The sequence below is a fragment of the Streptomyces sp. ALI-76-A genome (genome assembly GCF_030287445.1).
In the GTDB taxonomy this organism is placed as follows: domain Bacteria; phylum Actinomycetota; class Actinomycetes; order Streptomycetales; family Streptomycetaceae; genus Streptomyces.
The window spans coordinates 4,779,402-4,802,315 of the sequence record NZ_JASVWB010000002.1 but is presented as its reverse complement, the minus strand read 5'-3'; the positions used below and the strand labels follow the sequence as shown (position 1 = coordinate 4,802,315).

Annotated in this window: 19 protein-coding genes and 3 pseudogenes; 6 read left to right on the top strand and 16 right to left on the bottom strand. The window is 69.7% G+C overall.

Translation table 11 applies throughout. From position 1 onward, the window contains the following. Window positions 1-50: 50 nt before the first annotated feature. Window positions 51-491 carry an ATP-binding protein gene (locus QQS16_RS22435; RefSeq protein ID WP_286063628.1) on the bottom strand — a complete coding sequence of 147 codons (441 nt, stop codon included), beginning with the start codon at window positions 489-491 and terminating at the stop codon, window positions 51-53. 275 nt (window positions 492-766) lie between these two features. Further along, window positions 767-1,507 carry a GntR family transcriptional regulator gene (locus QQS16_RS22430; protein WP_286063627.1) on the bottom strand — a complete coding sequence of 247 codons (741 nt, stop codon included), beginning with the start codon at window positions 1,505-1,507 and terminating at the stop codon, window positions 767-769. Window positions 1,508-1,649: 142 nt separating this feature from the next. On the opposite strand from QQS16_RS22430, the gene QQS16_RS22425 reads away from it, so the two are divergent. Next, on the top strand, window positions 1,650-2,747 hold the full coding sequence (locus QQS16_RS22425; RefSeq protein WP_286063626.1) for a DUF1152 domain-containing protein: 1,098 nt from the start codon (window positions 1,650-1,652) through the stop codon (window positions 2,745-2,747). 586 nt (window positions 2,748-3,333) lie between these two features. Further along, window positions 3,334-3,678: a hypothetical protein gene (locus tag QQS16_RS22420; protein WP_286063625.1), complete on the top strand. Its 345-nt coding sequence runs from the start codon at window positions 3,334-3,336 to the stop codon at window positions 3,676-3,678. 324 nt (window positions 3,679-4,002) lie between these two features. Here the strand turns inward: QQS16_RS22420 and QQS16_RS22415 are convergent, their stop codons facing one another. Continuing rightward, window positions 4,003-5,037, bottom strand: coding sequence for a restriction endonuclease (locus QQS16_RS22415; RefSeq protein ID WP_286063624.1), 1,035 nt, complete (start codon window positions 5,035-5,037; stop codon window positions 4,003-4,005). 630 nt (window positions 5,038-5,667) lie between these two features. Between QQS16_RS22415 and QQS16_RS22410 the strand changes: the two genes are divergently transcribed. Next, a complete protein-coding gene (locus QQS16_RS22410; RefSeq protein WP_286063623.1) occupies window positions 5,668-5,826 on the top strand; it encodes a hypothetical protein in 159 nt (52 codons plus the stop codon). 17 nt (window positions 5,827-5,843) lie between these two features. Here QQS16_RS22410 and QQS16_RS22405 read toward each other — a convergent pair whose 3' ends face one another. Further along, window positions 5,844-6,794: a hypothetical protein gene (locus QQS16_RS22405; protein ID WP_286063622.1), complete on the bottom strand. Its 951-nt coding sequence runs from the start codon at window positions 6,792-6,794 to the stop codon at window positions 5,844-5,846. A gap of 553 nt (window positions 6,795-7,347) precedes the next feature. Here QQS16_RS22405 and QQS16_RS44015 point away from each other — a divergent pair. Further along, the gene (locus QQS16_RS44015) at window positions 7,348-7,761 is read left to right on the top strand and encodes a DUF3761 domain-containing protein (RefSeq protein WP_502963828.1); all 414 of its coding nucleotides are present in this window, start codon (window positions 7,348-7,350) and stop codon (window positions 7,759-7,761) included. Between the two features lie 495 nt (window positions 7,762-8,256). Here QQS16_RS44015 and QQS16_RS22400 read toward each other — a convergent pair whose 3' ends face one another. The 4 genes and pseudogenes from QQS16_RS22400 to QQS16_RS22385 form a co-directional block, all read right to left on the bottom strand. Further along, complete coding sequence (locus tag QQS16_RS22400; protein WP_079661261.1) at window positions 8,257-8,700, bottom strand: PIN domain-containing protein; 444 nt, start codon at window positions 8,698-8,700, stop codon at window positions 8,257-8,259. After that, on the bottom strand, window positions 8,697-8,963 hold the full coding sequence (locus tag QQS16_RS22395) for a ribbon-helix-helix domain-containing protein (RefSeq protein WP_286063621.1): 267 nt from the start codon (window positions 8,961-8,963) through the stop codon (window positions 8,697-8,699). The genes QQS16_RS22400 and QQS16_RS22395 overlap by 4 nt, the downstream gene beginning before the upstream one ends. Window positions 8,964-9,701: 738 nt before the next feature. Next, window positions 9,702-10,193: pseudogene (locus QQS16_RS22390) on the bottom strand (ABC transporter permease); the annotation flags it as partial. Window positions 10,194-10,202: 9 nt separating this feature from the next. Then, window positions 10,203-10,682: pseudogene (locus tag QQS16_RS22385) on the bottom strand (N-6 DNA methylase); the annotation flags it as partial. On the opposite strand from QQS16_RS22385, the pseudogene QQS16_RS43545 reads away from it, so the two are divergent. Continuing rightward, window positions 10,639-10,737 (top strand): annotated as a pseudogene (locus QQS16_RS43545) (PIN domain nuclease); the annotation flags it as partial. The pseudogenes QQS16_RS22385 and QQS16_RS43545 overlap by 44 nt on opposite strands. 258 nt (window positions 10,738-10,995) lie before the next feature. Here the strand turns inward: QQS16_RS43545 and QQS16_RS22380 are convergent. The 5 genes from QQS16_RS22380 to QQS16_RS22360 form a co-directional block, all read right to left on the bottom strand. Then, complete coding sequence (locus QQS16_RS22380) at window positions 10,996-11,619, bottom strand: hypothetical protein (RefSeq protein ID WP_286063620.1); 624 nt, start codon at window positions 11,617-11,619, stop codon at window positions 10,996-10,998. Next, window positions 11,616-13,157: an ATP-binding protein gene (locus QQS16_RS22375; RefSeq protein ID WP_502963827.1), complete on the bottom strand. Its 1,542-nt coding sequence runs from the start codon at window positions 13,155-13,157 to the stop codon at window positions 11,616-11,618. The genes QQS16_RS22380 and QQS16_RS22375 overlap by 4 nt, the downstream gene beginning before the upstream one ends. Beyond that, window positions 13,154-13,837, bottom strand: a complete 684-nt coding sequence (locus tag QQS16_RS22370; RefSeq protein ID WP_286063618.1) for a response regulator — start codon at window positions 13,835-13,837, stop codon at window positions 13,154-13,156. Before QQS16_RS22370 ends, QQS16_RS22375 begins: the two co-directional genes overlap by 4 nt. 23 nt (window positions 13,838-13,860) lie before the next feature. Then, the gene (gene murJ, locus QQS16_RS22365) at window positions 13,861-15,504 is read right to left on the bottom strand and encodes a murein biosynthesis integral membrane protein MurJ (protein WP_502963826.1); all 1,644 of its coding nucleotides are present in this window, start codon (window positions 15,502-15,504) and stop codon (window positions 13,861-13,863) included. A gap of 86 nt (window positions 15,505-15,590) precedes the next feature. After that, window positions 15,591-16,799: a lipid II:glycine glycyltransferase FemX gene (locus QQS16_RS22360; protein WP_286063617.1), complete on the bottom strand. Its 1,209-nt coding sequence runs from the start codon at window positions 16,797-16,799 to the stop codon at window positions 15,591-15,593. A gap of 218 nt (window positions 16,800-17,017) precedes the next feature. Here QQS16_RS22360 and QQS16_RS22355 point away from each other — a divergent pair, with 218 nt between their 5' ends. Further along, window positions 17,018-18,241, top strand: a complete 1,224-nt coding sequence (locus tag QQS16_RS22355) for a L,D-transpeptidase (protein ID WP_286063616.1) — start codon at window positions 17,018-17,020, stop codon at window positions 18,239-18,241. Window positions 18,242-18,260: 19 nt separating this feature from the next. On the opposite strand, the gene QQS16_RS22350 is transcribed toward QQS16_RS22355, so the two are convergent. From QQS16_RS22350 to QQS16_RS22340, 3 genes are all read right to left on the bottom strand, one after another. Beyond that, on the bottom strand, window positions 18,261-19,184 hold the full coding sequence (locus tag QQS16_RS22350; protein ID WP_286063615.1) for a hypothetical protein: 924 nt from the start codon (window positions 19,182-19,184) through the stop codon (window positions 18,261-18,263). Further along, window positions 19,181-20,845: a serine/threonine-protein kinase gene (locus QQS16_RS22345; RefSeq protein ID WP_286063614.1), complete on the bottom strand. Its 1,665-nt coding sequence runs from the start codon at window positions 20,843-20,845 to the stop codon at window positions 19,181-19,183. Before QQS16_RS22345 ends, QQS16_RS22350 begins: the two co-directional genes overlap by 4 nt. Before the next feature lie 707 nt (window positions 20,846-21,552). Beyond that, window positions 21,553-22,869, bottom strand: a complete 1,317-nt coding sequence (locus QQS16_RS22340; RefSeq protein ID WP_286063613.1) for a phosphatase PAP2 family protein — start codon at window positions 22,867-22,869, stop codon at window positions 21,553-21,555. Window positions 22,870-22,914: the final 45 nt, after the last annotated feature.

The window sequence follows — 22,914 nt, the reverse complement described above, 5'->3', positions numbered from 1 at the left end:
CAACCAGACTAGCGAATCTTCGATTGTCGAAGTAGAAGCGGGGCGAACTCTTACCTTCCGGGCCAGGCATCGGCCACCACGAAGGAGACGACGGTTCCGCCGAAGCGACTCGGCGCGGCATGCCACGACTCCGCCAGCGAATCGACCAGGAGCAGCCCACGCCCGTGGGAGTCGTTGGCGTCGGGATGCCTCAGCCGCACGTTCGCCGGAAAGCCGGGGTTGTGCACGTCGACCCGAAGCGAGGTCCCCTCACGGAACCACTCAACCCATACGAGCCAGGGTTCGTCCGACCGGCCGTAAGCGATGGCGTTGGTCACCAGCTCCGAGATCATCAGCGCACAGTCGTCGACGGAGCAGGCCGGGTTGTACGGGGCGATGAACTTGCGGAACCAGCGCCGAGCCCGCGGTACAGATTCAGCGACGGGGTGCAAGGTCATCGCACCGAGACGCGGTGATTCCTCAGACGGGTAGCGGTCGATCATGTAGGCCATGGGTGCTCACTTCCTGCCGCTGCCGTCGCAGTCGAGGCAGCGCCGCTTCGATGTGACACGGGTGCGATCGGCGGCGGTGGCAAGCGCCAGGGTCGTTCGCGAGCCGACACGCTTCCAGCCGCGCCCCCGGCAACCCCGGCAAGGTAAGTGCGTGCCCTGATCCGGCCGCTGACTCGTCACACCACGCCTCCTCCCAGTGAAGTGGCCTTAGCCACTTTCTGGACAGTGGCATTAGCCACTTGGAGGACGCAAGCGGTTCGCCGTAACTGGCCCCCTCAGGTGAGGGGGTAGCCCTGCTCGAACGCCCAGCGATGCGGCGGGTAGGTGGCCTCAGCGAACTCCAACGGCCGGTCCTGGAGGTCGAAGACGACGTGGTGCACGATCAGCACGGCGGAGCCGGCGGCAAGTTGCAGGTCCTCGGCCTCTTCCTCCGTCGCCGCACGCGCGCACATGCGGTCTTCCGCGTAACTACCCTGCCGTCCGGTCATGTTCTCGACGTACAGCAGCGTTCCCTCTTGGATCCGTTCCGGCTCCAGAAGCTTCGGCGCACGTTGACCGACATCCGGGGCGAACCACGACGTGGACAGCGTGATCGGCCCGTCCTGGTTGTTGGTCACCCGCCGCCGGTGCACCGCCCGGCGATCCTTGACCAGGCCCAGCGATTCAGCCACGTGGTCCGGCGCCTCCAGCCAACCGGCAGAGGTGATCACGGCGTACTCGCCGGGCGTGTAGATCTTCCCGGTCTGCCGAGCGCGCCCGTACAACTCACGAGCCCGCCGGTTTACTTCGAGGCTGCGCACGTACGTGCCCGACCCCTGACGCTTCTCGACGAGCCCTTGATGACTCAGCGCCTCCAACGACCGTGCGGCCGTGGGCCGGGACACCTTCCAGTCCGCCGCCAACTGCCGCTCCGACGGCACCTCGTCACCCGGTCGCAGGTCACCCCGAAGAATCTGATCACGGATGTAGTGCGCGATCTGCAGATACTTCGGCTGAGCCTCCTCGATCTGCGGCATCAGTCCTCCTCACCCAAGGCGAGCCCCAGGCGAGTAGTCGGGCACCCCGCTACGAGCTGAGGCCCGCTTCTCGATACAAGTGGCTATGGCCTCTAGCCACTATAGGTGAGTGGTCAACCCCCCACCCCGTACGCTGAGACACATGACGCGGTTGATCGTCGCAGCAGGAGGAGGGGGCGACGCAGTCGCCGCCGCAATGATTCACGCCGCCCTCTACGGCGACGAGGACCAGGCGGTGATCCTCACCTACGCGTGGGACCGCCTACTGATCGACCCGGTTCCGGGTCCCCGAGGACCGGACAACTTCACCGGCCTCCAACCCCTCACCGCAGCAGTCTGGGCAGTGCCGGCCGAAGCCCGCCCCATCGCTCCGGCAGGTTCGACTCTCCCCCGCCTCGCAGCAGAACTCCGGCACACGTTCGCGCTGATCGATCCGCGCTACGGGGTCGAAGGCGTCACCCGCCAACTCGAAGAGCTGGTGGACCACTTCTCACCAGAGTCGATCGACCTGCTGGACGTGGGCGGTGACATCCTCGCCCGCGGCGATGAGCCGACATTGAAGAGTCCGCTTGCCGACGCCGTCACACTCGCCGCGTGCTGCCAGGTGAACGCGCCTGTCCGCCTCCTGGCGACGGGCCCCGGCCTCGATGGCGAACTCCCTCTCGACGCATTGCGCGGCCTGCTCGGCCCGCTCCTCCACACCCTCACCGCGAAGGACGTCGAGCCGATCAGCTCCGTCCTGGAATGGCACCCCTCCGAAGCAACCGGGATGCTCGCGGCGACAGCCCGAGGCGTACGGGGCACCTGCGAGATGCGAGATGCCGGCCTTCCGGTTCCCCTCACCGATGAGGGACCGACGGTGCATGAGGTGGACCTGGACGAAGCGTTGACCCGCAACCAGTTGGCCCGCGCCATCCTGACGACCGCCACCCTGGACGAGGTCGAGGTACACAGCCGCGAAATCTGCGGCTACTCGGAGATCGACTACGAGCGCAACAAAGCCGCGTGGCTTAAGGATCAGCCACCCGTGCAGCTCAACCCGGAGGCCGTACTGTCTCAGCTCGACCACTTCGAGGCCGAGGCCCACAGCCGCGGGGTCACACACACGACGTTCCGCCGCATCACTGAGGCCCTGAACCTCAACGGCTCCTTGCGCGAGGACCTGCGCCAACTGCTCATCAACAGCCGTCCGAAGCAGTACGACGCTCCCTTGTGGCGCATCACAGCCACTACTGAGTAACAACCTTCTTCACGGGTTCAAGCCCCGGCTGCGCTCCGCTCCGCCGGGCGCGCTTCCCGGCTCTGGCTGCGCCCGCGCTCCTGCCTTCGGCCCGCTCGGCGCTGCCGCCGCCGACGCGCGCCCACATGTGGATAGGGCCGGTAGCCATGAGCCGATCACCGCATTGCGCGGCCCACGGTCAAGGCGATGCCTCCGGCGGGGGATCGGCCGGCACCGGGATGGAGGGGGCGCCGTTCCCGGCTGCGGGCCCGTAGTGGCGTGCGTGGGGCGCTCCCATCCCGTCCGCCATCGACCCAGGCAGAGCCGAGCAGACGCGGCCCATGGCGTCCAGGTCGTTCGTACAGTGGCGCGCTCCACCTGGACGCCATGAACCACGCCCGCTCCACATGCGTGTGGGTCGACGGCGGACGGGATGGGAGCCGGGGAGGGTTGTGGTTGAGGAAGTGGGCGGCTAGGCCCTGTCTGACGATCGATCTCGAAGGCGAAAGGTAGGCAGGGGCTCCGACCTGTTAGCCAGCGGCGGATGCCAATATGGCTCTGGCATCGACCACGGAGACCCCAGCAGACCAGAGCGGAAGCTGAACAAATGACCACCTCCGAGCCTGAGTGCATCCTCGATGGCGGCTGGATCATCGACACGAACCTGAGGCCCCTGTGCGAATCGGTCGCAGAGCTTGCGGGATACGAGTTCAGTGAATCGGACTGGCAAGCTGTCGAAACGGCTCTGCCCGCGACGGACGTCGAACAGGCCACCTGGTACGACTATCCGATGTTGGGTCGGCAGCCCCTCACGCTGCTCGTCGCAGCCGACCCAGGGTCGTCCGTGGTCTTCATCAGAGTCGCAGGCGTTACCGACGAGCGCACCAAAGCACAGATCGAGGCGGCGCTACACATCTTCGCGTGGTGGGAATTGGCCCAGCAGCCTCGCTAGGCCGTGTGTCTGGCACTGATCACGATGGTGGCTGGCGCAGCCAGTACGCTGTATTGGGTTTGTCAAGAGCGCCCCTCTTCGCTGACACCAGTACCTGACACCAACAAGGCCGGACAGCGGCGGACGCCGCCGAACCTCGACGGACAGTCAGTCGAGGCGGGAGACGAGTTGGCCAACATTCCAAGGGCCCCATGATCGACCTGATAAGGATGAGGCCAACCCTCAAAGCGTTGGCCTATGCGGGCGTCGGCCTCACCATCGGCCGGCGTCCGTCGCGTTGACTCCGTCATTGAGACTCCACCGACCTAAGATATTTTACGACTGTTACAGGTCCGCCTCGACACCGAGATGCTGAGAAAGCAACGACTGCAATGCCCGGCCATCGATCAGCTGAATCCTCCCACTTCGAGCAGCGAAGTCGCGAGCACTGGTGGTGAAGCGGGAATTTGTTACGAGGAAGCCCTTCGTTGCACGCTCAGAGTCAACAGCACCAGCCAGGGCCCTAATGTATTGAACCGATACCGGATTCTTGAGTTTCTTGGCCTCGATAAGGATCGACCCTCCCATGACCGGATCTTCATTGATCATCACAGCATCGAACCCTTGATCCGTTGGCGAGCTGTTCTCTGCCCAGGCAGTGAACCCCATAGCTCGAAAGAGATCCTGCACAAGAGACTCGAAGGCTGCGTATGTGAGGTCATGGAGGACGATTCGCTCTCCCCGGGCGCCGGGCGTGACGTATGCAGTTGGGGGTGACCATTGTTCCGGGTGACCAGGCGTATCGAGATCGGAGACGGATGGAGACGACTCGCCTTCGGATATTTTCTCCGGACGCCCTACTTGCGGAGGGGGGTCATCGGAATCTCGCCTTTCAGCAGCTGAAGTCGTATCCCCTTCGATCGAGGGGAGTGCACTAGCCGCTTGCCATAACAGCGCCCAGTTTAGTTGTGTGGCTGAGCGGAGCGCCCGCTCAAGGGCAATCTGCTCTTTCAAGGATTGAATCAGCGATTGAGTGAGGTCTTGCTGATTTGCGTCGCCCTTGGGTCGCTGCACGGTACCATTTGGGACCGTCAGGGCCGTATCCCTCAAAGTCAAAGCTTGGTGGATTTTCTTACTCCGAAGTCCATGACTTTGCTCCGTGGCGATAATCAAAGCCTTGAGGAATTCCGGCTTGGGGATCGCTCCGCTTAGGTTCGCGCTGATCATACTCTTGGAGAAATTCATCTCCTTGCTGAGCTCCGTCAGGGTCTTCCCGCTAACCTCAACTTGTTTGCGCAGGAACTGTGCTAATTCCTGCGCCTTTGGGTTCTCCGCCCGTATCTGACCCCAGGGCCGACCACTCCGCTTCGCGCTAGGCACAGATGGGCATCCTCCTGCGAGTCGTTGTCCTGTCTGTTCAGGACAACCCCTGACTTGTGCGGAGTGTATCTGGGACGACGTCCTAAACAACCTCGCTTTGGTGAGAACAAGTGCCCCGGTATCTAGCGTCGTTGCTTGTCAACGGCTCGACACCCACGTCCGGGCCACCGTCCACAGGGAGGGAACTTGATGGAGTGCAACGACTGTCGGTCTACGAAGGAGCATGGCGAGCCCAGCCAGTGGTGGTTCGTGGTCCTGGATCTGGCTTCCTTGATCATCGGTGCCGCCAGTCTGGTCTACCAACTTCAGCATTGACTGCCACGAGTGCTTCTGACATCCACGGCTGACATCAACGATGCCGGACGGGGACGTACCCCAGGGCCCCCGCCCGGCCGCAGTGCCCGTCGGCGGCAGCGGCCAGAGCGGGCCCGGATCGAACTCTGTGCTCCAGGAACGCCGACGCCTACATCCGCTGCGGTCGTTACGCTCGGACTCGTGAGCGAGCCGTCGGCGTCGGCTGCAGGACTGGAACGATGCTGGCCTCTGGCGGTCGTTCAGTCTGGAACAGCCACCACCTACCGGAGAGAAGATGAGAGGCCTGACGGTTAACGAGGCATGCGAGGGGCGCCGATGACCAGCGCCGAGGAGCAGTCGAAGGACTTCAACTTCCCGGCACTCGTCAATGGCCTCGACTTCCTGGTGAGCGTAGCCGGGAGGGCAGCAGGGTCGGTGCTCAGACACGATGCCTGGCGCAGGCGGAACCTCCGCCATGCCGAGAGCGGTATGTGATCTACCTCGGGAAGCACCTAGAAGGGTTCTTCGTGGGGATCGATGTACCTCGTCCGGACGTCGAACGGCACCAACTGAGACCCCTTTGCCAGGTTGACCTCCGCAACGTGGTGATCCCATGTTCCCGGAAGATGACCCGCAAAGTGGGCAAGTCCGTTGATCAACGCCGAGACGCGTCCGATCGACTGTCCCCAGATCTTTCCAACATCATCTGACGACCAAATGGCCTTCAGCTCCTCGAGAAGCTCGGCGGCGTCACTTGCCGCCGGGTCGAAGAGAGCCATGAACCTCAGCTCAGTCGTGCGGAAGTTGGTGGGATATACAGTCGGCTCGCGAAGGTATTCGACTTCATTATCAAGGGTCGCCAGGAAGGTCCCGACCGTCAGACTCGGACTCTCGTCCAGGCTGTCCAGAACGATGGTCGAACCCGCACTGCCATTCCTTCGATGCTTTCCCTTGCTCGGCCAGCCGATATCGTCAAGTGCCTGGCCAACCAGAACGCGCAGTCTCCGCCGAACGTCGACCCGCAATTCACTGGGGTCAACCCACTCAACGCGCATGGCGAGAACCGGGCGCCGAACCGCGTCTGGTCGGGCCGCAGGTGCCGGCCTCCGCAGTGGTGGCGGCTCCTTCGCCTCCGAAAGCTTCAACGGCGCAAGCTGTTCGGGGGCCGTGTGCCCTGATGCCGCCAGCCACAGTTGATGTATCCGCTGTACCTCGCGCGCCTGATCCGCGCCCGGCGCCATCTCCGCAAGGGTCTCCACCAGAAGCTCGACCAACCCCCAAGCGGGCACTCGCTCGCTGGAGAAGGCGTCGTGAACCCGACTCTTGCCGGCCACCTCGCCTCCGACCCGAGCGACGAGTTCACGCACGGACGGTAGCCCTGACCGAAAGTGCAGGTCGTGGAGCGCGTCGTTCAGCTCCTTCCTCGGCCCTTCGGGCAACTCCGGTCGCTTCAACCTTGGCATGGCCCCCCCACCTGTCCGAATCTGTCCGATGCTGTCCGACGATACCGTCTGGCGTCCGCACGCGTCCTGGCTGTCTTGCGCCAACGCACGCTGGGTGAAGACGCGTTGTCGACGGAAAGGACATAGCCATGTGGGTGTCCACGTTGCCTTGGGACGCCATCGGCCAAGGTGCATTGAGCGAGATGATCGGGTCTCTCCTCGCCACGGGACTCGTGACTGGTGTCGGTTGGCTGATCCGGCGAGTGCGCCGCCGGCGAAGGAGCAAGACGGACACGCTCACCCCCGACCGTCTGTCGGACCCCTCGACGCAGGGCAGCCCTATCGACGCCTGAGTTCCACACCCGTCATCGGCTCCCAGATGCTGCCCGCGAGCACGGTCGATGAATGGCACAGGCAGCAGCGTGGCTAGGGCCGTGGGGGGGGCAGCGAGGCACACATGTGGTGGTTGGTAGGCGCCCGTCGACTTGCAGCACGCCGCGTGAGGCTCTGAACAGTTGCCACCAATGTCGGCGAAGAAGCTCACCACAGCCCGTTGCTGCGCTAGAAGTCTTCCGTGCGCAGTCTCCTGCAAGGGCTCATCGAGAGCCGCGCGTGGCGGGTTGCTCGGGTGGTGGCCTACTCCCTGGCAGGTCTTATCGGCGTGGGGATCTTCGTCGTCCTCCCGGTCACAGCCCAACTCAGTGGGTGGAACGATGATGATGAGGATCCGCCCGTCAGTTCTGGGACACCATCCGCCACGTACACGCCAGTGCACTGGACGTATCAGGGCTACGAGTGCGCAGACGGGTGGCCGTCAGACTCCATCGGCCGGCAAGGAGCCTGTAGCCATCACGGAGGCGTCGTCTCCGTATTTGAAGGAGACGACGGAACAGTCCTCAGGTGCGGAGACGACGAGCACGCGCCTCGCCCACACGAACAACAGCAGCAGATCGAAGCCTATGGGCGCGTGGTCTGCGTGTTCAGATGACACCAGGTTCTAACGCGGGTGACCACGGCCGCACCACAAGCGCACCAGATCGAGCGGGGAACAGCGGGGAACCACGGTGAAAGCAGCCGAAGCCGACAGAGTAGCGGCCAAGCTGTTCGCCCAGGTCAGCGCCCGAACCGCCCCCGAATGACCGCAGCTTCCCAAGCTGAGAGCGCGAGTTCGATTCTCGTCACCCGCTCTTCTTCAAGCCCCAGGTCAGCGACCCGGGGCTTGTTTCATAGGGGTGTCGTTGCTGCGGTTTGCGAGTACTCCCGCACCCCGAGATTGGGCACGCAGAGGGCATGCACGCTTGAGTGGGCGCCCCCATCACGTCGCAGCATGGCGCTGACCTTTACTTTCACACAGATGAGCCGGAGGCGAGCCCTCAGCCCGCTGTTCCCGGGCGATGGCGGACGCCCGTCCTGCACCTGCTTCGTCGTGGGCGGCACACAAGCCCCTTGCGGGAACGGGTACTTGACCGCCGAGGGCCCTGCGTCAGAGGGGAAGGTCGTCGGGGAGCACCCGGAACGCCTTATAGCGGCCCAACGGGCGTACGGCCCGGAAGTCTCGTCGGTCGAGGGTCAGGATCGCGTCCGTGTCGTAGTCGGCGGCAAGGGCCACGTTCACCGCGTCGGCGAGGTCGAGGTCCAGCGCGCGGTAGCGGACACGGACGGACTGGGCGGCGCCCAGGTGGTCCTCCGTGATCTCCGGCATGACGACACGACCCCGGCTCATCCAGCGCCGCAGATCGTCGACCGCGCTGAGGGCAGCCTCCCTGCCGAGCTCACGCGTCGCCACGTGGTCCAGTTCGGCCAGCAGGAGCGGGGACATGACCAGGAGACCAGCCGCCATGATCGCCTCGTTCGCCGCCCGGTGTTCCGGATGAGCCGAGTCCAGGGCCGCCAGGAGGCCGGACGTATCGGCGATGACAATGATCACGCGGTGGATCCGGAACCCGAGCCGGTCTCACGCCGAACGGCCTCGGCGACCGTGTCGCGGACCTCCGACTTGGACAGCGTATGCCCCGGCCCCTCGAAGGTGCGTGAGAACAGCGGCTCGTCCCAGACCCGGTTCGCCATGGCTGCAAGGTGGATGCCCTGGCGGATGATTTCGGCCTCACTTATACCTCGGCGCTTGGCGGCCTCCTTGATGATGGCCAGGTCCTCGGGGTCGGCGTACACGTTGGTGCGCTTCATGGACATGTACCAACAGTAGTCCATGTACCGGATTGATGTATCAGCGGCGGTTGCCAGGGTGTCGACCGGGCTCGGCCTCTTCTACGCGTCGAGTTCTCGCGGCGGCAATCGACGGCGCACCAGTACGCGGCGTACGACACGATCTCGTACGGTCGCCCCCTCAGCCGCGCAACCGGACCGGGCGCGCCGTCAGGCGGAGCGGGAACACCAGGAGGCGGAGCGCGATGCCGTCATCGCTCAGTCGCGAGAGCTGAGGCGGCAGATGACCAGCGTTTCGCCTGGAGTCCTTCCCCGCGGCGCATCCGCCCGTCATCCCTGATGCCGGAGTTTGTCCTGGGCGCTTGCCGAAGCCCGGACGTTCCATTCTTCGGGGCGTGGGGCGGCTGGCCCGCGCGGAGAGGGCTGCGGCCAAGCAACGGTCGGAGCAGGACGGGCCCGCCTACCCGACCGCCGAGACGGCGAACGGACGGGCGCACTGACCGCGTTCGACCCGGTCACGGAAGGCACCCCACGGCCTCACGGAGGAGATGACGGCGCTCGCCCTCGAACTGGCTCCGCCGGAAGACCTGGTGGACCCCGATGGTGATGCCGACCGTGCGCGCTCGGCGTCACCGTCGGCGCTCGCACCACTTCACGAACTGGTGGAAGGAGTCCTCTGTGGTGGCCGCGGAGGAGGTAAGGAACTCCCGGGCGCCGAGGCTGTGGTCGATGTTCGCGGTGAGGGCCATGGCCCGGATCGCTCTCCTCGGTGAGCCGCAGCCCGACCGCGGGCAGGACACCGGCCGCCGAGCCGAGGACCACACCCATCGCGGCGACCACACCGCACTGGAAGCCGCTGAGCGTGCGGCGCACCCGGGGCGAGGCGCCGACCGCGGCGAGCGTCTTGAGATCGGCCTCCGCGTCGGCCTGGGCGAGACCGGTGGCGATGCCGGCCGCACCGATGGTGACCAGGCCGGCGAAGACGGTCAGCGCGAGCAGGACGAGCCCGTTCTCGTCGACCCAGCCCTGCTCCACGGTCAGCTCGACGTTGCTGCCGAGCTTGGCGATCTCGGCGTCGAGCTTCTGCCGTTCCTCGGTGCTGGGCATCTGGTCGGTGCTGAAGAAGGCGCCGAGGGGGACGGTGGTCAGCCCGGCGGCCTTGGCGGCGGCGGGGCTGAGCACGCTCTGCAGTCCGTAGGAGTCGGGCGAGCCGGCCACCTGGTAGGCGGGGAAGGACTTCAGCTCGCCCGGGACCGGGTTGGTGAGCACCAGATCGACGGGCTTCTGAAGCCATGTCCGCTCCCACGGCTGCTCGCCCGGCTTCAACCGGAGGGCGAACCGGACTCCGCGCAGCGCCAGGTTCATACTCGCCAGCGGCAAAGTCGCCCGCTTCGGTGTCTGTCCCAGCAGCCTCGGCGACGACGCGTCGGTGACCCCCGGACCCCGTCGCGCCCGCATTGCCATGTCGGCTGCCGCGCCGAGGAGTTCCCCACCACGGAAGTACGGGTCGTACACACTGCCCGCGGCCGTCTCCTTGGCGGCCTGCGCCAGTCCGGCCATCAGGTACGCCATGGGAAGCGGGGTGAAGAACTCCCGACTTCCCAGCTGTGCCTTCTCCTCGTAGCCCTCGATGATCAACTGGAAGGCGTGCGGACCGAGCGAGTCCACCAGCCGTACGACCTCCACGAGGTCCTCGAACCGCCGGGGCTCCAAGCGCCTGCACCGCGACCGGGACCTCGAGTGCATCGCCGCCGTCACCGGACAGGCACTGCAGTGGTACGGCGTGGAAGTCGCCAAGTGAGCCAAGGCAGGCGGGCGCTACGTCGGAGGTCTGCGCACTGGCGAAGCGCTCCCCGAGTCGGACATGAGCATCAGCCGAGCCAAGCACAGAGCCCTTCCACTCAGGCGTGCCCGCCGCCTTTCGAAGCCGTGCCCTCACCGTGCCCACAAGAGCGGACAACCGCGGTCAACAGCGGTGCGGCCATGCACCGTCGGGCGCCGGCCAAGAGAGTACGCCCAGGTCAGAAGGTATGTGCCGCGGTCGTGCCGGACGCGGGAGTCAGGAGCGGCCCGGGGCCAGTCCGCAGGTGCCGGTCCTCGATGCCCCGTCCTGTCCCGTCAGGTGGACCGCGACTCGGCCGTCGGCGTCCTGGCTGTAGGCGACCGTGCAGATCAGCTGACGTAGAGCAGTGCTGTCCAGGCCCTCCAGGGCAAGGGGCAGGCGGGTCGTGACCTGGCCGGCCGAGGCAGTCTCCACCTGGACGGTCCCGCCGGGGCGGGCCGCGGGAAGGGACGTGCTCAGGCCGGCGGCTCGGTCTTCCTTCCGCGGACCGGCGAGCAGCGCCGCGACGACCTTCTCCGTCGGCACCGGCCCCGCCGGGTCGCCGAGGTCCTGGTCCGCGGGGCCCGCATCGACGTATCCCTCGCCGAACACGGACGAGGAGACATCGGTGGCCGTCGTCCGGATCACAGGGCTCAGCCCTCCGTCGGGGGAACGGAAGAAGAGCAGCATGTCGTAGTCACGGTCGAGGAAGGCCTGGAAGCTGGCGGGACCGCCCGCCTCGATGACATCGGTCTCCTGGATACCGCAGCCGGTGAGCAGCAACGCGGCCGCCGTGGCGGTGGCGGCGACCGTGGCGGTGGCGGCCGCCGCGTGACGACAGCGTGTCCGCGCACGCCTCATCCGCCGGCCTCCTCCGTGTGAAGCGGTATCTCGACGGTGAAGACGGCCCCGCTCCCGGGCCGGTTCCCGGCGCGGACCGTTCCGCCGTGCAGCCTGACGTTCTCCAGGGTGATCGCCAGTCCCAGGCCACTGCCCGCCGAGCGGGTGCGGGCCGCGTCGGCCTTGTAGAAGCGGTCGAAGATGTGCGGGAGCGATGCGGCGCGGATGCCGGCGCCGCTGTCCACCACCTCGGTGACCAGCACGGGCGCTGCCCCGGGGCGTGCCTCGGTGCGCAGGCACACCGTGACGGGCACGCCACCGTGCCGCAGGGCGTTGCCCACGAGGTTGGCGATCACGATGTCGAAGCGGCGCGGGTCGAGCCGGGCCCGGATGCCGTCGGGGAGTTCGGTGCGGACGCGGTCGTCGGTCCAGTGCCGGTTGTGGAGGGTCTTGCGGATGGCCTCGGCCACGTCGACCTCGTCGGCGTTCAGCTCGGCCGCGCGGGCGTCGAAACGGGAGATCTCCATCAGGTCCTCGACGAGCACGGCGAGTTTCCCGGTCTCCGCGCTGACCAGGCGGACCGCCCGGGCGGTGTCGGTGTCCAGGCCGTCCGCGTCCTCGTCGAGGACTTCCGTGACGGCGAGCATGCCGGCGAGGGGGGTGCGCAGTTCGTGCGAGACGTCGGAGGCGAAGCGGCGGGCGCGCTCCTCGGCCTCACGCAATTCTCTTACCGAACGCTCCAGTTGGCCCGTCGACTCGTTGAAGGTGCGGGCCAGGTCCGCCAGTTCGTCGCTGCCGCGCACCGGGATCCGGGTGTCGAGTCTGCCGCTGCCCATGCTCAGGGCCGCCCGGCGCAGTTCGCGCACCGGGCGCAGCACGCTGCGCGCGGCGATCAGGCCGGGTATCAGCGCGACGGCGAGGCCGGGCAGGGCGCCGTCCCGGCCGGCCATGAGGAGGGCGTCGACGTTGACCTGCTCGTCGGTCATCCGCATGACGGCGTAGAGGACGAGTCCGCTGGGCAGCACGCTGTACGGGCTCGCCTTGAAGACCATGGGCATGGCGATGGTCAGGTACGGGACGCCGTCCTTGACGACCCGCTCGAAGCTGCCGTGGGGGTTGCCCCGCGCGGCGCGGCGGAGTTCGGGTGTGATGACGGTGGAGACGGGGTTCTCGCCCGAGGAGGCACGCACCGACCCGTACTCGGCGAACACCACCCAGGGATGCGGCTTGCCTTTGCGGGCGATGTCCCGCAGGACCTCCTCGAGTGCCTCCCCTCTCTCCAGGGGCAGGGAGAAGGCCGTCTGCTGGGCGTGATCGCGGAACGACGTCACCGCCGTGTCCTGGGCGGTCTCCAGCAGCGCGTTGCGGGCCTCACGGTAGGTCAGCGCGGCCGTCGTGCCGGCGCTGACGGCGGCGACCAGCAGGAAGGCCAGCAACAGCCGCGTACGCAGCCCGAACACCCGGAACGGTGACCGCCGGCCGGCGGCCGTGCCGTCCTGTCCTTCGCCTCCTTCGTCGTTGCCGCGGCGTGTCCGGCCGGGACGAGGCCGGCTGATCACAGGGGACCGAAGCGGTAGCCGAAGCCCCGCAGTGTCTGGACGTAGCGAGGGCTGCCGGAATCGTTCTCGATCTTGCCGCGCAGCCGGGCGACGCAGGCGTCGACCAGCCGGGCGTCGGCGTGGAAGCTGTGCTCCCAGACGTGTTCCAGCAGTTGCTGCCTGCTGAACACCTGCTCGGGGGCGGCGGAGAGGTGCAGCAGGAGCTTGAGCTCCGAGGGGGCGAGCGGGAGCGGCCGGCCGGCTCTGGTGACGGTCAGTCCGACCCGGTCGATGGTGAGTTCGCCGTGGACCTCGATGGCCGGGCGGCCCGGGACGCCGTCGTCCAGGCGGCGCAGGACGGCACGGATCCGGGCCTCGATCACCTCGGGGCGGGCGGGCTTGACGATGTAGTCGTCGGCGCCGGCTTCCAGGCCGATGACCACGTCGAAGTCGTCGCCGCGCGCGGTGAGCATGATGATCGGCAGCTGGCTGCGCTCGCGGACCTGCCGGCAGACCTGTACGCCGTTCATCCCGGGCAGCATCAGGTCCAGCAGCAGCAGATCGGGGCGGAACTCGGCCAGCGCGGTAAGGCCGGCCTCGCCGGTCGCGGCCGCCCGTACCTCGTGGCCGCGGCGGCGCAGACCGAGTTCGACCCCCTCGCGTACGGAAGGGTCGTCCTCGATGAGGAGCACGCGGGGCATCGGCAGTTCTCCCTCGGTGATGGTCAGGTCCGGGTCCGTCCGCGGCGTAGGCCGGAGAGCAGCGCGTCGAGTTCGGCGAGTCGCAGCGGACGGGCGAGCAGGGCGAAGGTGAGGACGACGACGGCCGCGCCGGCAGTTGCGGCGGCCAGGGCCCCCGCCCGTACCGCGCCCGTGGCCGCGAGCTGACCGAGCGCGGTGGCCGGTACGGCGGCGAGCAGCAGCCGCGCGTGGGCGCCGACGGCGGACGAGCGCAGGGGGCGGGCGACGGCGAGCCGGCGGCTCAGCACCAGGCCGGTCACCGCCCAGCCCGCGCACAGCGCCAGGGAGTATCCCGCCGCCATGCCCGTCACCGCCCAGCGGGCCGGCAGCAGGTGGGCGGCGGCCAGGGACAGTCCCGCGTTGAGAGTGACGATCACGAGGTTGAGCAGGAACGGCGTACGGGTGTCGGAGAGCGCGTAGAAGGCGCGGGACAGGACGTACTGGCCCGACAGGGCGACGAGTCCCGGCGCGAAGGCCATCAGGATCCCGGCCATGGCGGCCGTGTCGGCGGCGCCGGTCCTGCCGTGGCCGAAGACGAGGGCCATCACCGGCTGGGCGAGGGCGAACAGCGCGCAGGCGGCGGGGACGACGGCCGAGGCGCACACGCGCAGGGCGTGGGAGACGTCGTGGCGCACGGCGGCGGTGTCCCCGTCGGCGGCGGCGGCGCTCATCCGGGGCATCAGCGCGGTCACCACGGACACCGTGATGATGCCGTGCGGGACGACCCACAGGGCATAGGCGTTGTTGTACGCGCCGTAACCGGGCCCGCCGTCGGTGCCCGCGGCCGTGGCCAGCCGGGTGGTGACCCAGTAGGCCGCCTGGTTGGCCAGGACCAGCAGCACCAGCCAGCCGGCCGCGCGCAGGGGGCGGGTCAGTCCGCTGCCGCGCCAGTCGAAGCGGGGCCGCCAGCGGAAGCGGGCGGCGCGCAGGGCGGGAAGGAGGGCGAGTGCCTGGACGGCGATACCGGCGGTGGTGCCCCAGCCGAGCACGGCGGTCTCGGTCGCGGTGAGCAGGTCCCCGCCGTCCTCGCCGTCCCCGCCGCCCGTGGCCAGGGCCAGGTAGAGGCCGAAGACGGTGATGACGACGACGTTGTTCAGGACCGGCGCCCACATCATCGCCCCGAACCGGCCCCGCGCGTTGAGCACCTGCCCGAGCAGCGTGAACAGCCCGAGGAAGAAGATCTGGGGCAGGCAGTAACGGGCGAACGCGGTGGTCATGTCCGCCTGCGGACCGGTGTAGTCGGTGTACACGTCGACGATCGCCGGAGCCGCCCACACCGCGGTCGCGGTGACCGCCAGCAGCGCGAGGACGCAGACGGTGACCAGCCGGTCGGTGTACGCGGCGCCCCCGTCCTCGTGCTGCTTGGCGGCCTTGACCAGCTCGGGCACGAAGACGGCGTTCAGCGCGCCGCCGAGGAGCAGCATGTAGACGATGGTGGGCAGGGCGTTGCCGACCGCGTAGCCGTCGGCGACCGGCCCGATGGTGCCCAGCGCCGCCGCGACCACGGCTGACCGGGCGAACCCGGTCGCCCGGCCGACGACGGATCCGGCGGCCATGACGGCACTGCCGCGTGCCGCGGAGACCGCCTTCGTCTCCTGCGCGCTGCCCGCGCTGTCCGCGCTGCCCATGCCGACCGACACGGTCGGTGCCGTCGGTGGCGTCGGTGCCGTCGGGCCGGCCGGCGTGGTCGGTGTCGACGGCGGCGTCGTCTGCTTCACCGGCGGTTCAGGTACGCCTGGAAGGCGCGGTGAAGCGCGTGGTTGGCGCTGCCGCCCAATGCTCTCTCCCACTCCCCCAACGTCTCGACGACCTGTCCTCCGGTGCCGAGCTTCCACCGCAGCAGTCCGTACGTACGTTCCTCAGGATCGAGAGTGGAGGGTACCCCGCGCATGTCGTAGACGTCGGCGCCGAGGGCGTGGGCGTCCAGCAGCATCCGCCACTGCAGGGCGTTGGAGGGCCGGACCTCGCGGCGGTGGTCGGCCGAGGCGCCGGTCTGATACCAGGCCCGGCGGCCGACCGTGATCATCGTGTGGGCGGCGAGGATCTCTCCCCGGTGACGTGCGAGGTACAGCTTCATCCGTCCCGGTTCCTCGGCGTTGAGCGCCGCGTACTGACGCTCGTAGTAGGCGAGCGAGCGGCCGAGCCGGAAGCCGTCGCGTCGCTCGGTGATGCCGAGCAACCGGTAGAACTCGGGGAGTTCGGCCGCACTGCCCACCACCACCTCCACGCCCTCCTTCCGGGCCCGGCGCACGTTGCGCCGCCACTCCTGGTTGAGCCCGGACCACAGGTCCTCCGTGGTGCGTCCGGCGAGCGGCACCCGGAAGACGTGCCGGGGCTGGGCGTCCCCGTCCCCGCCCCCGTTCCCCGCGATCCCCTCACCACCGCAGCGGCGCCAGTCCCGGGCCCGCAGTCGCTCGGCGACGGCGGTGCCCAGCGGGTCGACCTCACTGGCGAGGACGTCACCCAGCCGCCTCCCCGGGCCGGTGAGCGGCTTGAGCAGGGCGGCGTCCCAGCGCCGGTAGGCGGGCGACGGGCCGACGCGCACGGCGAACGCGCCCGCGCGGCGCAGGTGTTCGAGGAGTGGATCGAGCCAGCCGTCGATGTCGGGGGCGGTCCAGTCGGCGACGGGCCCCTCGGGAAGGTAGGCGAAGTACTTGCGGGTGCCGGGGAACTGCCGCAGCAACACCAGGGCCACGCCCGTCAGTTCGCCTGCCTCCGGATCCGGCCCCCAGCCGAGCAGGTGGGCGCGCCAGCCCTCCTTGACGTCGGCCCAGGACGGGCACTGCAGGAATCCGGCACCGAGGGCGGCGCCGGCGGGGGACGCGAGGAAGGCACGGTAGGTCGCCGCGGTGATGGTGCGCAGGGCCACGCCCCGGTTCCGTGGCTGGGGCACGCGGCTGGGCGGCACGAGCAGCGCTGACACAGTCTGACCCTCTCCTTCTCCCCGGGCCTGTCGCGGGGACGCACAGGATGCTCACAGCGGCCCATGACCGCTCCGCGCGCCGGATGTGACCGGACGATGACCGTTCCTCACCAGTCGCCGTCACATTGCCCCGCAGCGGCTGACCTGGTGTTTTCCGGCTCTACAGTCACGACATCGCCGACTCGTCCACCCCGCTCCCGTCCTTCCCGGAGGTCCCGTTGCTCCGCACCCGCGTACTCGCCCCTGCCCGGCTCCGGGCGGCCGTCGTGGCCGCCCTGCTGGCGCCGCTCGCCGCCTGCTCGTCGAGCGCCTCCCCCGGCGCCCCGGACGCCGGGGGGACGCCGGCCACCGACGACCGTCCGGTCACGGTCACCGTCACGCCCACGGGGAAGCGGGTGCCGGCGGGCGAGCCCGTGCGGGTCACGGCCGCGGGCGGCAGGCTCACCTCGGTGACCGTCACCGACGCCGAGGGGCACCGGCTCGCCGGCAAGGTCGCCGCCGACGGCCGGTCCTGGGTCTCCGACCGCAAGGCCGTGCCCGGCGCGGCGTACGCGGTGACGGCGACGACCCGGACCGGGGGCGGAACCGCCGGCAGCACCAGGGCCGCCTTCACGACGGCTCCGGCCGGCAAGGTCAACAAGGTCGACTGGCGACCGGGCGCCGGCGCCACCGCCGATGCCGGCGCCACCACCGTCGGCATCGCCCAGCCGATCTCCCTGGTCTTCGACCATCCGGTCAGCAACCGGGCCGAGGTCGAGAAGCAGCTCAAGGTGACCACCTCGAACGGCACCGAGGGCTCCTGGGGCTGGATACGCGACTGGTCGGGCAGGGACCGGGTGGACTGGCGGCCCAGGACGTACTGGAAGCCCGGAACCGAGGTCAGGCTGAACGCCGAGCTGAACGGCACCGACTCGGGCGCGGACGGCGGCTGGTTCGTACGCGACTACACGAGCGCCTTCACCGTCGGCGCCGGGCAGATCGTCAAGGTGGACCTCGACCGCCACCGGCTCACCCTCGTACGCGACGGCGAGACGGTCCGGCGTGTCCCGGTCTCCGGCGGCACGCCCGGCGGTGACAAGCGCTCCTGGCGTGGGACCGCCGTGCTCATGGCCAAGGAGGGCACGATCAACATGAACTCCGAGACGGTGGGCCTGGGCGACGCGTACGACAAGATGGTCGACCACTCGATGCGGCTGACCTGGTCGGGCATGTACGCCCACGCCGCCCCGTGGAACGCCCGCCACTTCGGCAGGGCCAACCGGAGTTCCGGATGCATAGGCATGAGCGACGCGGACGCGGCCTGGTTCTACGGACAGGTGCGGCCGGGCGACCCGTTCGAGATCACCGGCGAGGACACCAAGGGCGTGGTCGCGCCCGGGAACGGCTTCGGCGCGTGGAACCTCTCGTGGACCGAGTGGCAGCGGAGGAGCGCGCTGCGCTGACGGCCCGGAGAGCCGGTCCTCAGTGGCAGGCGTATGTGAGCCGGGTGGTCACCGTGCGGTGGGCCGGGGAGAGGATCCGCAGCTCGGCCCGTGCCGTGTAGTCGCCCTTGCCCTGGAACGTCCACAGCAGGTGCAGTCGGGCCTGTCGCTGGCCCCGGACCACCACTTCGCGCAGAACGCCCGAGGCGGTGCCGTCGCTTCGGGTCCAGCGGTAGGAGAGCGTGCCCGGTCGGCCGTCCGTGGTGACGAGGGCGACCATGTCCGCCGTGTCGTCGCATCCCAGGACCGCCGGCCGGGCCGTGAGCGCCACCGTGCGCACCGCGACGGACGGGCCGAGGCGCTGCCAGGCGAGGAAGGCGATGACGCAGACCAGCACCAGCGCGGGCAGAGCGTGTCTGCGCAGGCGTCGGCGCGGGGGCGCGGGAGGCGGCGGCACGGTGGGGAGCGTCCGGTGGACACGGTCCGCGACGGCGGTCGTCACCCCCGGGCCGAACCGCAGCACGGTGCCTTCGGTGCGGTCCGGCCGGGTCGGCGGCGTAGGCGTAGGCGTAGGCGTAGGCGGGATCTGCGTGGAGGTCGGTTCCACCAGGGTGGTGTCCGGCTCGGGTCTGAGGATCCAGTGGCTGGCCAGCACGGTCGCGCTGTACTCGGCGTCGGCGGGGCCGGGCTCGTCGCCCGGGGTGTGGCCGTCGGCGGGGCCGAGGTGAAGGGTGGAGGTGCGGCCGTCGGCGGAGTCGAGCACCCAGGTGTCGTCGGCAGGGGCGAGGACCCGGGTGCCGTCGGCAGGGGCGAGGACCCGGGTGCCGTCGGCAGGGGCGAGGACCCGGGTGCCGTCGGCAGGGGCGAGGACCCGGGTGTCGTCGGCAGGGGCCGGCGCCCTGGCGGGCTCCCGGTCCTCGGCGGGCGCGGCCGAGCGGTCGTCGCGGTCGTGGCGGTCGCTCATCGGATGTCACACCGCCTGGTCACGAGTTGCCGCGAGGCGCCGCCGTCGGCGGCGGCGGGAGTCGTCGTGGCCTGCACCGCCCAGTAGCAGCCGTTGCCCTGGAAGGTGTGGTCGACGGTGAGCGTGTACTGGGTGGCGCCGGCGCGCTCGAACGTCTGGGGCGGACCGTCCGGGGTGGTGCCGAGCCGGAGCCCGGTGTCGCCCGTGGACCACGAGACGGTGAGGGAGACCGGCCCGGTGCCGTCCGTGGTGATGTCGATCGTCGCCGAGGCGGTCGTCGTGCCCGTCTGCTGGAAGCTGGACACCGTGACGTCCTTGACGGCGGAAGCGGCCGGTGCGGTCGGGGCGGTGGTCGTCGGGGCCGCCTCGGTGGTCGCCGCGCCGGGTGCCGTCGTCTCCGGGGCCGTGGCCGTGGCCGTGGTGCCGGCGGACACCGAGGGCCCGCCGGGGCCGGCCGTCGCCGGGGCCGAGAGTGACGGGCCGGCGGACGCGGTGGACGCGGTGGACGTCGGGAGCGGCGAGCCCTCGGTGGCCGCCGACGCGGCCGGAGAGCCGGGCCCGCCCGGTTCCACGCCGGGCCGGGCACTGGTGGTGGCCAGGGCCCGCGCCGCCTGCTGCGGATCCGCTGCGGGGCCCTGCCGGCCGCCGTAGGACAGGACGACGGCCAGCAGCACGGCCGCGCCGGCCACCAGCATCCCCGGCCGGCCGGGACGCCACGGCCCCGCCCGGCCGAGGCCCGGTTCGGGGCTCAGCACCGTGCGCGCGGAGTCCGTGGTGGTGCGCGGGGTGCTGCGGGCCGACGGCAGCAGCAGCGGTACCAGGGCCACCAGCGCGGCGAGCCGGCCCCGGCCGCGTTCCTCCCAGTCGGGCCCGTAGGCGGCGCCCGCGACCGCCTCCAGTTCGGTGACGAACTCCTCGGCGTGTGCGGGCCGGTCCCGCGGGTCCTTGGCCAGGCCGCGCCGGACCAGCTCCCGCACCGCGGCGGGGGCCTCCTCGGCGGGGACCGGCGCGTCGACGTGCTGGAGCGCGAGTTCGGCGAGGTTCTGGCCCGGGTACGGCTTGCGGCCCGTCAGGCACTCGAAGAACGTGGCGGTCGCCGCGTACACGTCGGCGGCGGGAGAGGCGGGGGCGCCGGTCCACTGCTCCGGGGCCATGTAGGCGGGGGTTCCCGCCACGCCGACGCTGGTGCCGGCGTCCGCCGCGATCCCGAAGTCGACCAGCTTGGACGAGCCGTCGGGTACGACCAGGACGTTCGCCGGTTTGTAGTCGCGGTGCACGACACCGACACGGTGCGCGTCGGCCAGGCCGAGCAACGAGCCCTTGAGGACCACGAGCGCCGCCTCGGGACCGAGCGGTCCCTCGCCGGCCAGCAGGGTCCGCAACGAGACCCCGTCCACCAGCTCCATCACGATGGCGGCGCCGTCCGGGCTCTCGACGTACTCGTACAGACCGGTGACGTACGGGCTCTCCAGGCCGCCGAGCAGCCGCGCCTCCGCCCTGAACTCACGGACGAAGCCCGGCCGGGTGCGCAGTGACTCACTGAGGTACTTCACCGCGACCGGAACGCCGGTTCCCTCGTGCACGGCGAGCACGACCCGCCCGCTCGCCCCTGATCCGAGTTCCAGTGACTCGGTGTATCCGGGCACTCCCCACGTGTTCATTCCAACCCCCCAAGGCCGCCTGTGCTGCCGGAGACTCACTCGCCCCGGAGCGTCGGCCACGCGTCCAAAGACACGTTTTCAGCCACTGCGGTTGCGGCGCGGCCCCCGGAATCCCCGTTCCGGGCACCGGCGGCCGGGACATACGGAGGGAGCACCACTCGATGGTGCCGCAGGGACGGACGGATCGTCCTGGGGCGCCGGTAACATTCCGGCGCACGGTCGGGCGTCCTGCGCGGATACGCGACCGCTACGGGGCCTTTCCCGCCTTTCGCCGCTTTTGCGGAATGACTCAAGGGTGGCTGAAAACATCCCGTGGACCGATGTGGGCGGTGCGAGGAAGCCGACCGCGCGCTCACCACCGTGACGGCGGGCACGGACAGCGCGCCCGCGAGCAGGCGAGGCGGCCGTGGCCGGCCGGCCCCGCGCCGCACGGACCGCCGAGCCCAGGTCCCGCCGTGCGGGCAGCGGCCCCCGAACCCGACTCCGCGCAGTCCGCCGTTCCGGGCCGGCGCGGGTGCTTCTCAGGCGGGGCGACAGCGAGACCCGGGGGGAGGGGATCTGTAGGCCGGCCGAGCGGGGTCGGCGGGCCTGGGGCCTGTGCGTGACCGGGGCTCTCCGCGCTCTCGCTGCCGGGCCCGTCGGTCACCGGGGCGACAGGCCTCACGCGCGTGTCGACGTCCTGCGGAGACAGCCACTCACCGCGGGACTCACACCAGTTCGCGCCGGCGTGCCGGCTGCCGCTCCGCGGCGGTGTCCGGTGCCCAGCGGCTGGTGGTCCGCAGGTAGCCGTGGATCACTGAGCTCATCGCCAGGACGAGGAGGGGTCCGTAGGCCCACGGGTGGTCGGCCATCTCCCGGGGGAGCCAGCGGTACGACACCAGGAGCGCGACGAAGACCGTGGTGCCGTGGGCGACCAGTCGGACGCCTGCCCGGGGCCAGCCGTGGTCGTGCGAGCGCAGCGCCGCCTCGATCGTGAGCGCGAACACCACACCGGCGAGGAGATCCACGCCGTAGTGGTAGCCGAAGCCGAGCGTCGCGGTCAGCGTGGCGATCAGCCAGAAGGTGCCCGCCCAGCGCAGTGCCCTCGGGCCCGTCCGGGTGTGGATGAAGATCACGACGGCCCATGCCGTGTGCAGGCTGGGCATGCAGTTGCGCGGGGTGATCTCGTCGAACGGCATGGGGTGCGGAGTGCCGAGCGGTGGCGGTGTCTGCGGCCACACCTCGGCGACCGCCCACTGTGCGCTCGAGTGCGTTTCCGCCCACAGGCTGACCCCCGCCCAGTACTCGGTGCCGTTGCCGTAGGCGAAGATCGGTCCGACCACCGGGAAGATCATGTAGACGGCCGGTCCGAGCAGGCCGATCACCAGGAAGGTCCGCACCAGGTGGTGGCGCGGGAATCGGCGCTCGGCCGCCACCCCGCGCAGTTGGTACAGCGCGACGAGGACCCCGGCCACCGCGAGCTGACCGTAGACGAAGTCGAGGGTGTTGAAGCCGATCGCACCGGTGGCCGTGACCATCCGGCCCACCAGCCACGACGGGTTGCCCAGGGCCTGGTCGGCGGTCGCCACGTACTGGTCGAGCACCTCCGGGCGGGTCTTCGAGGTGATGAGCAGCCAGGTGTCTCCCGCCTTGCGGCCGGCCATCAGCAGCAGGCCCAGCCCGGCACCCTGCAACAGCAGCACCCGTTCCCGGCCGGTGCGGCGCGTGACGGCGAGCACCGCGCACCCCAGGATCACCCACAACGCGCCGTTGCCGAAGGGGTGTCCGCCGGTCGTCCCGGCGTCCGCCAGCCGGCGGACCAGCGCGAGGACGAGGTCGATGCCGACCGCTGCGGCGACCGCGACGAACCGCTGCCGCCAGGGCAGCACCACGAGCGTCAGGGCCATGCCGGCGTACAGCAGGGGCCCCGATTTGGGGGGCAGTACCAGCTCACGCACCTGGTGGGTCATCGGACCGGACAGGCCGTGGCGGCGGGCGGCGATCTCCAGCGCGACGAGGAACCCGAGTGCCACCACACCCGCCACGGCCCAGAGCCTCGCCCGCGGTCGACGCCACACGGAGGCCGCGGC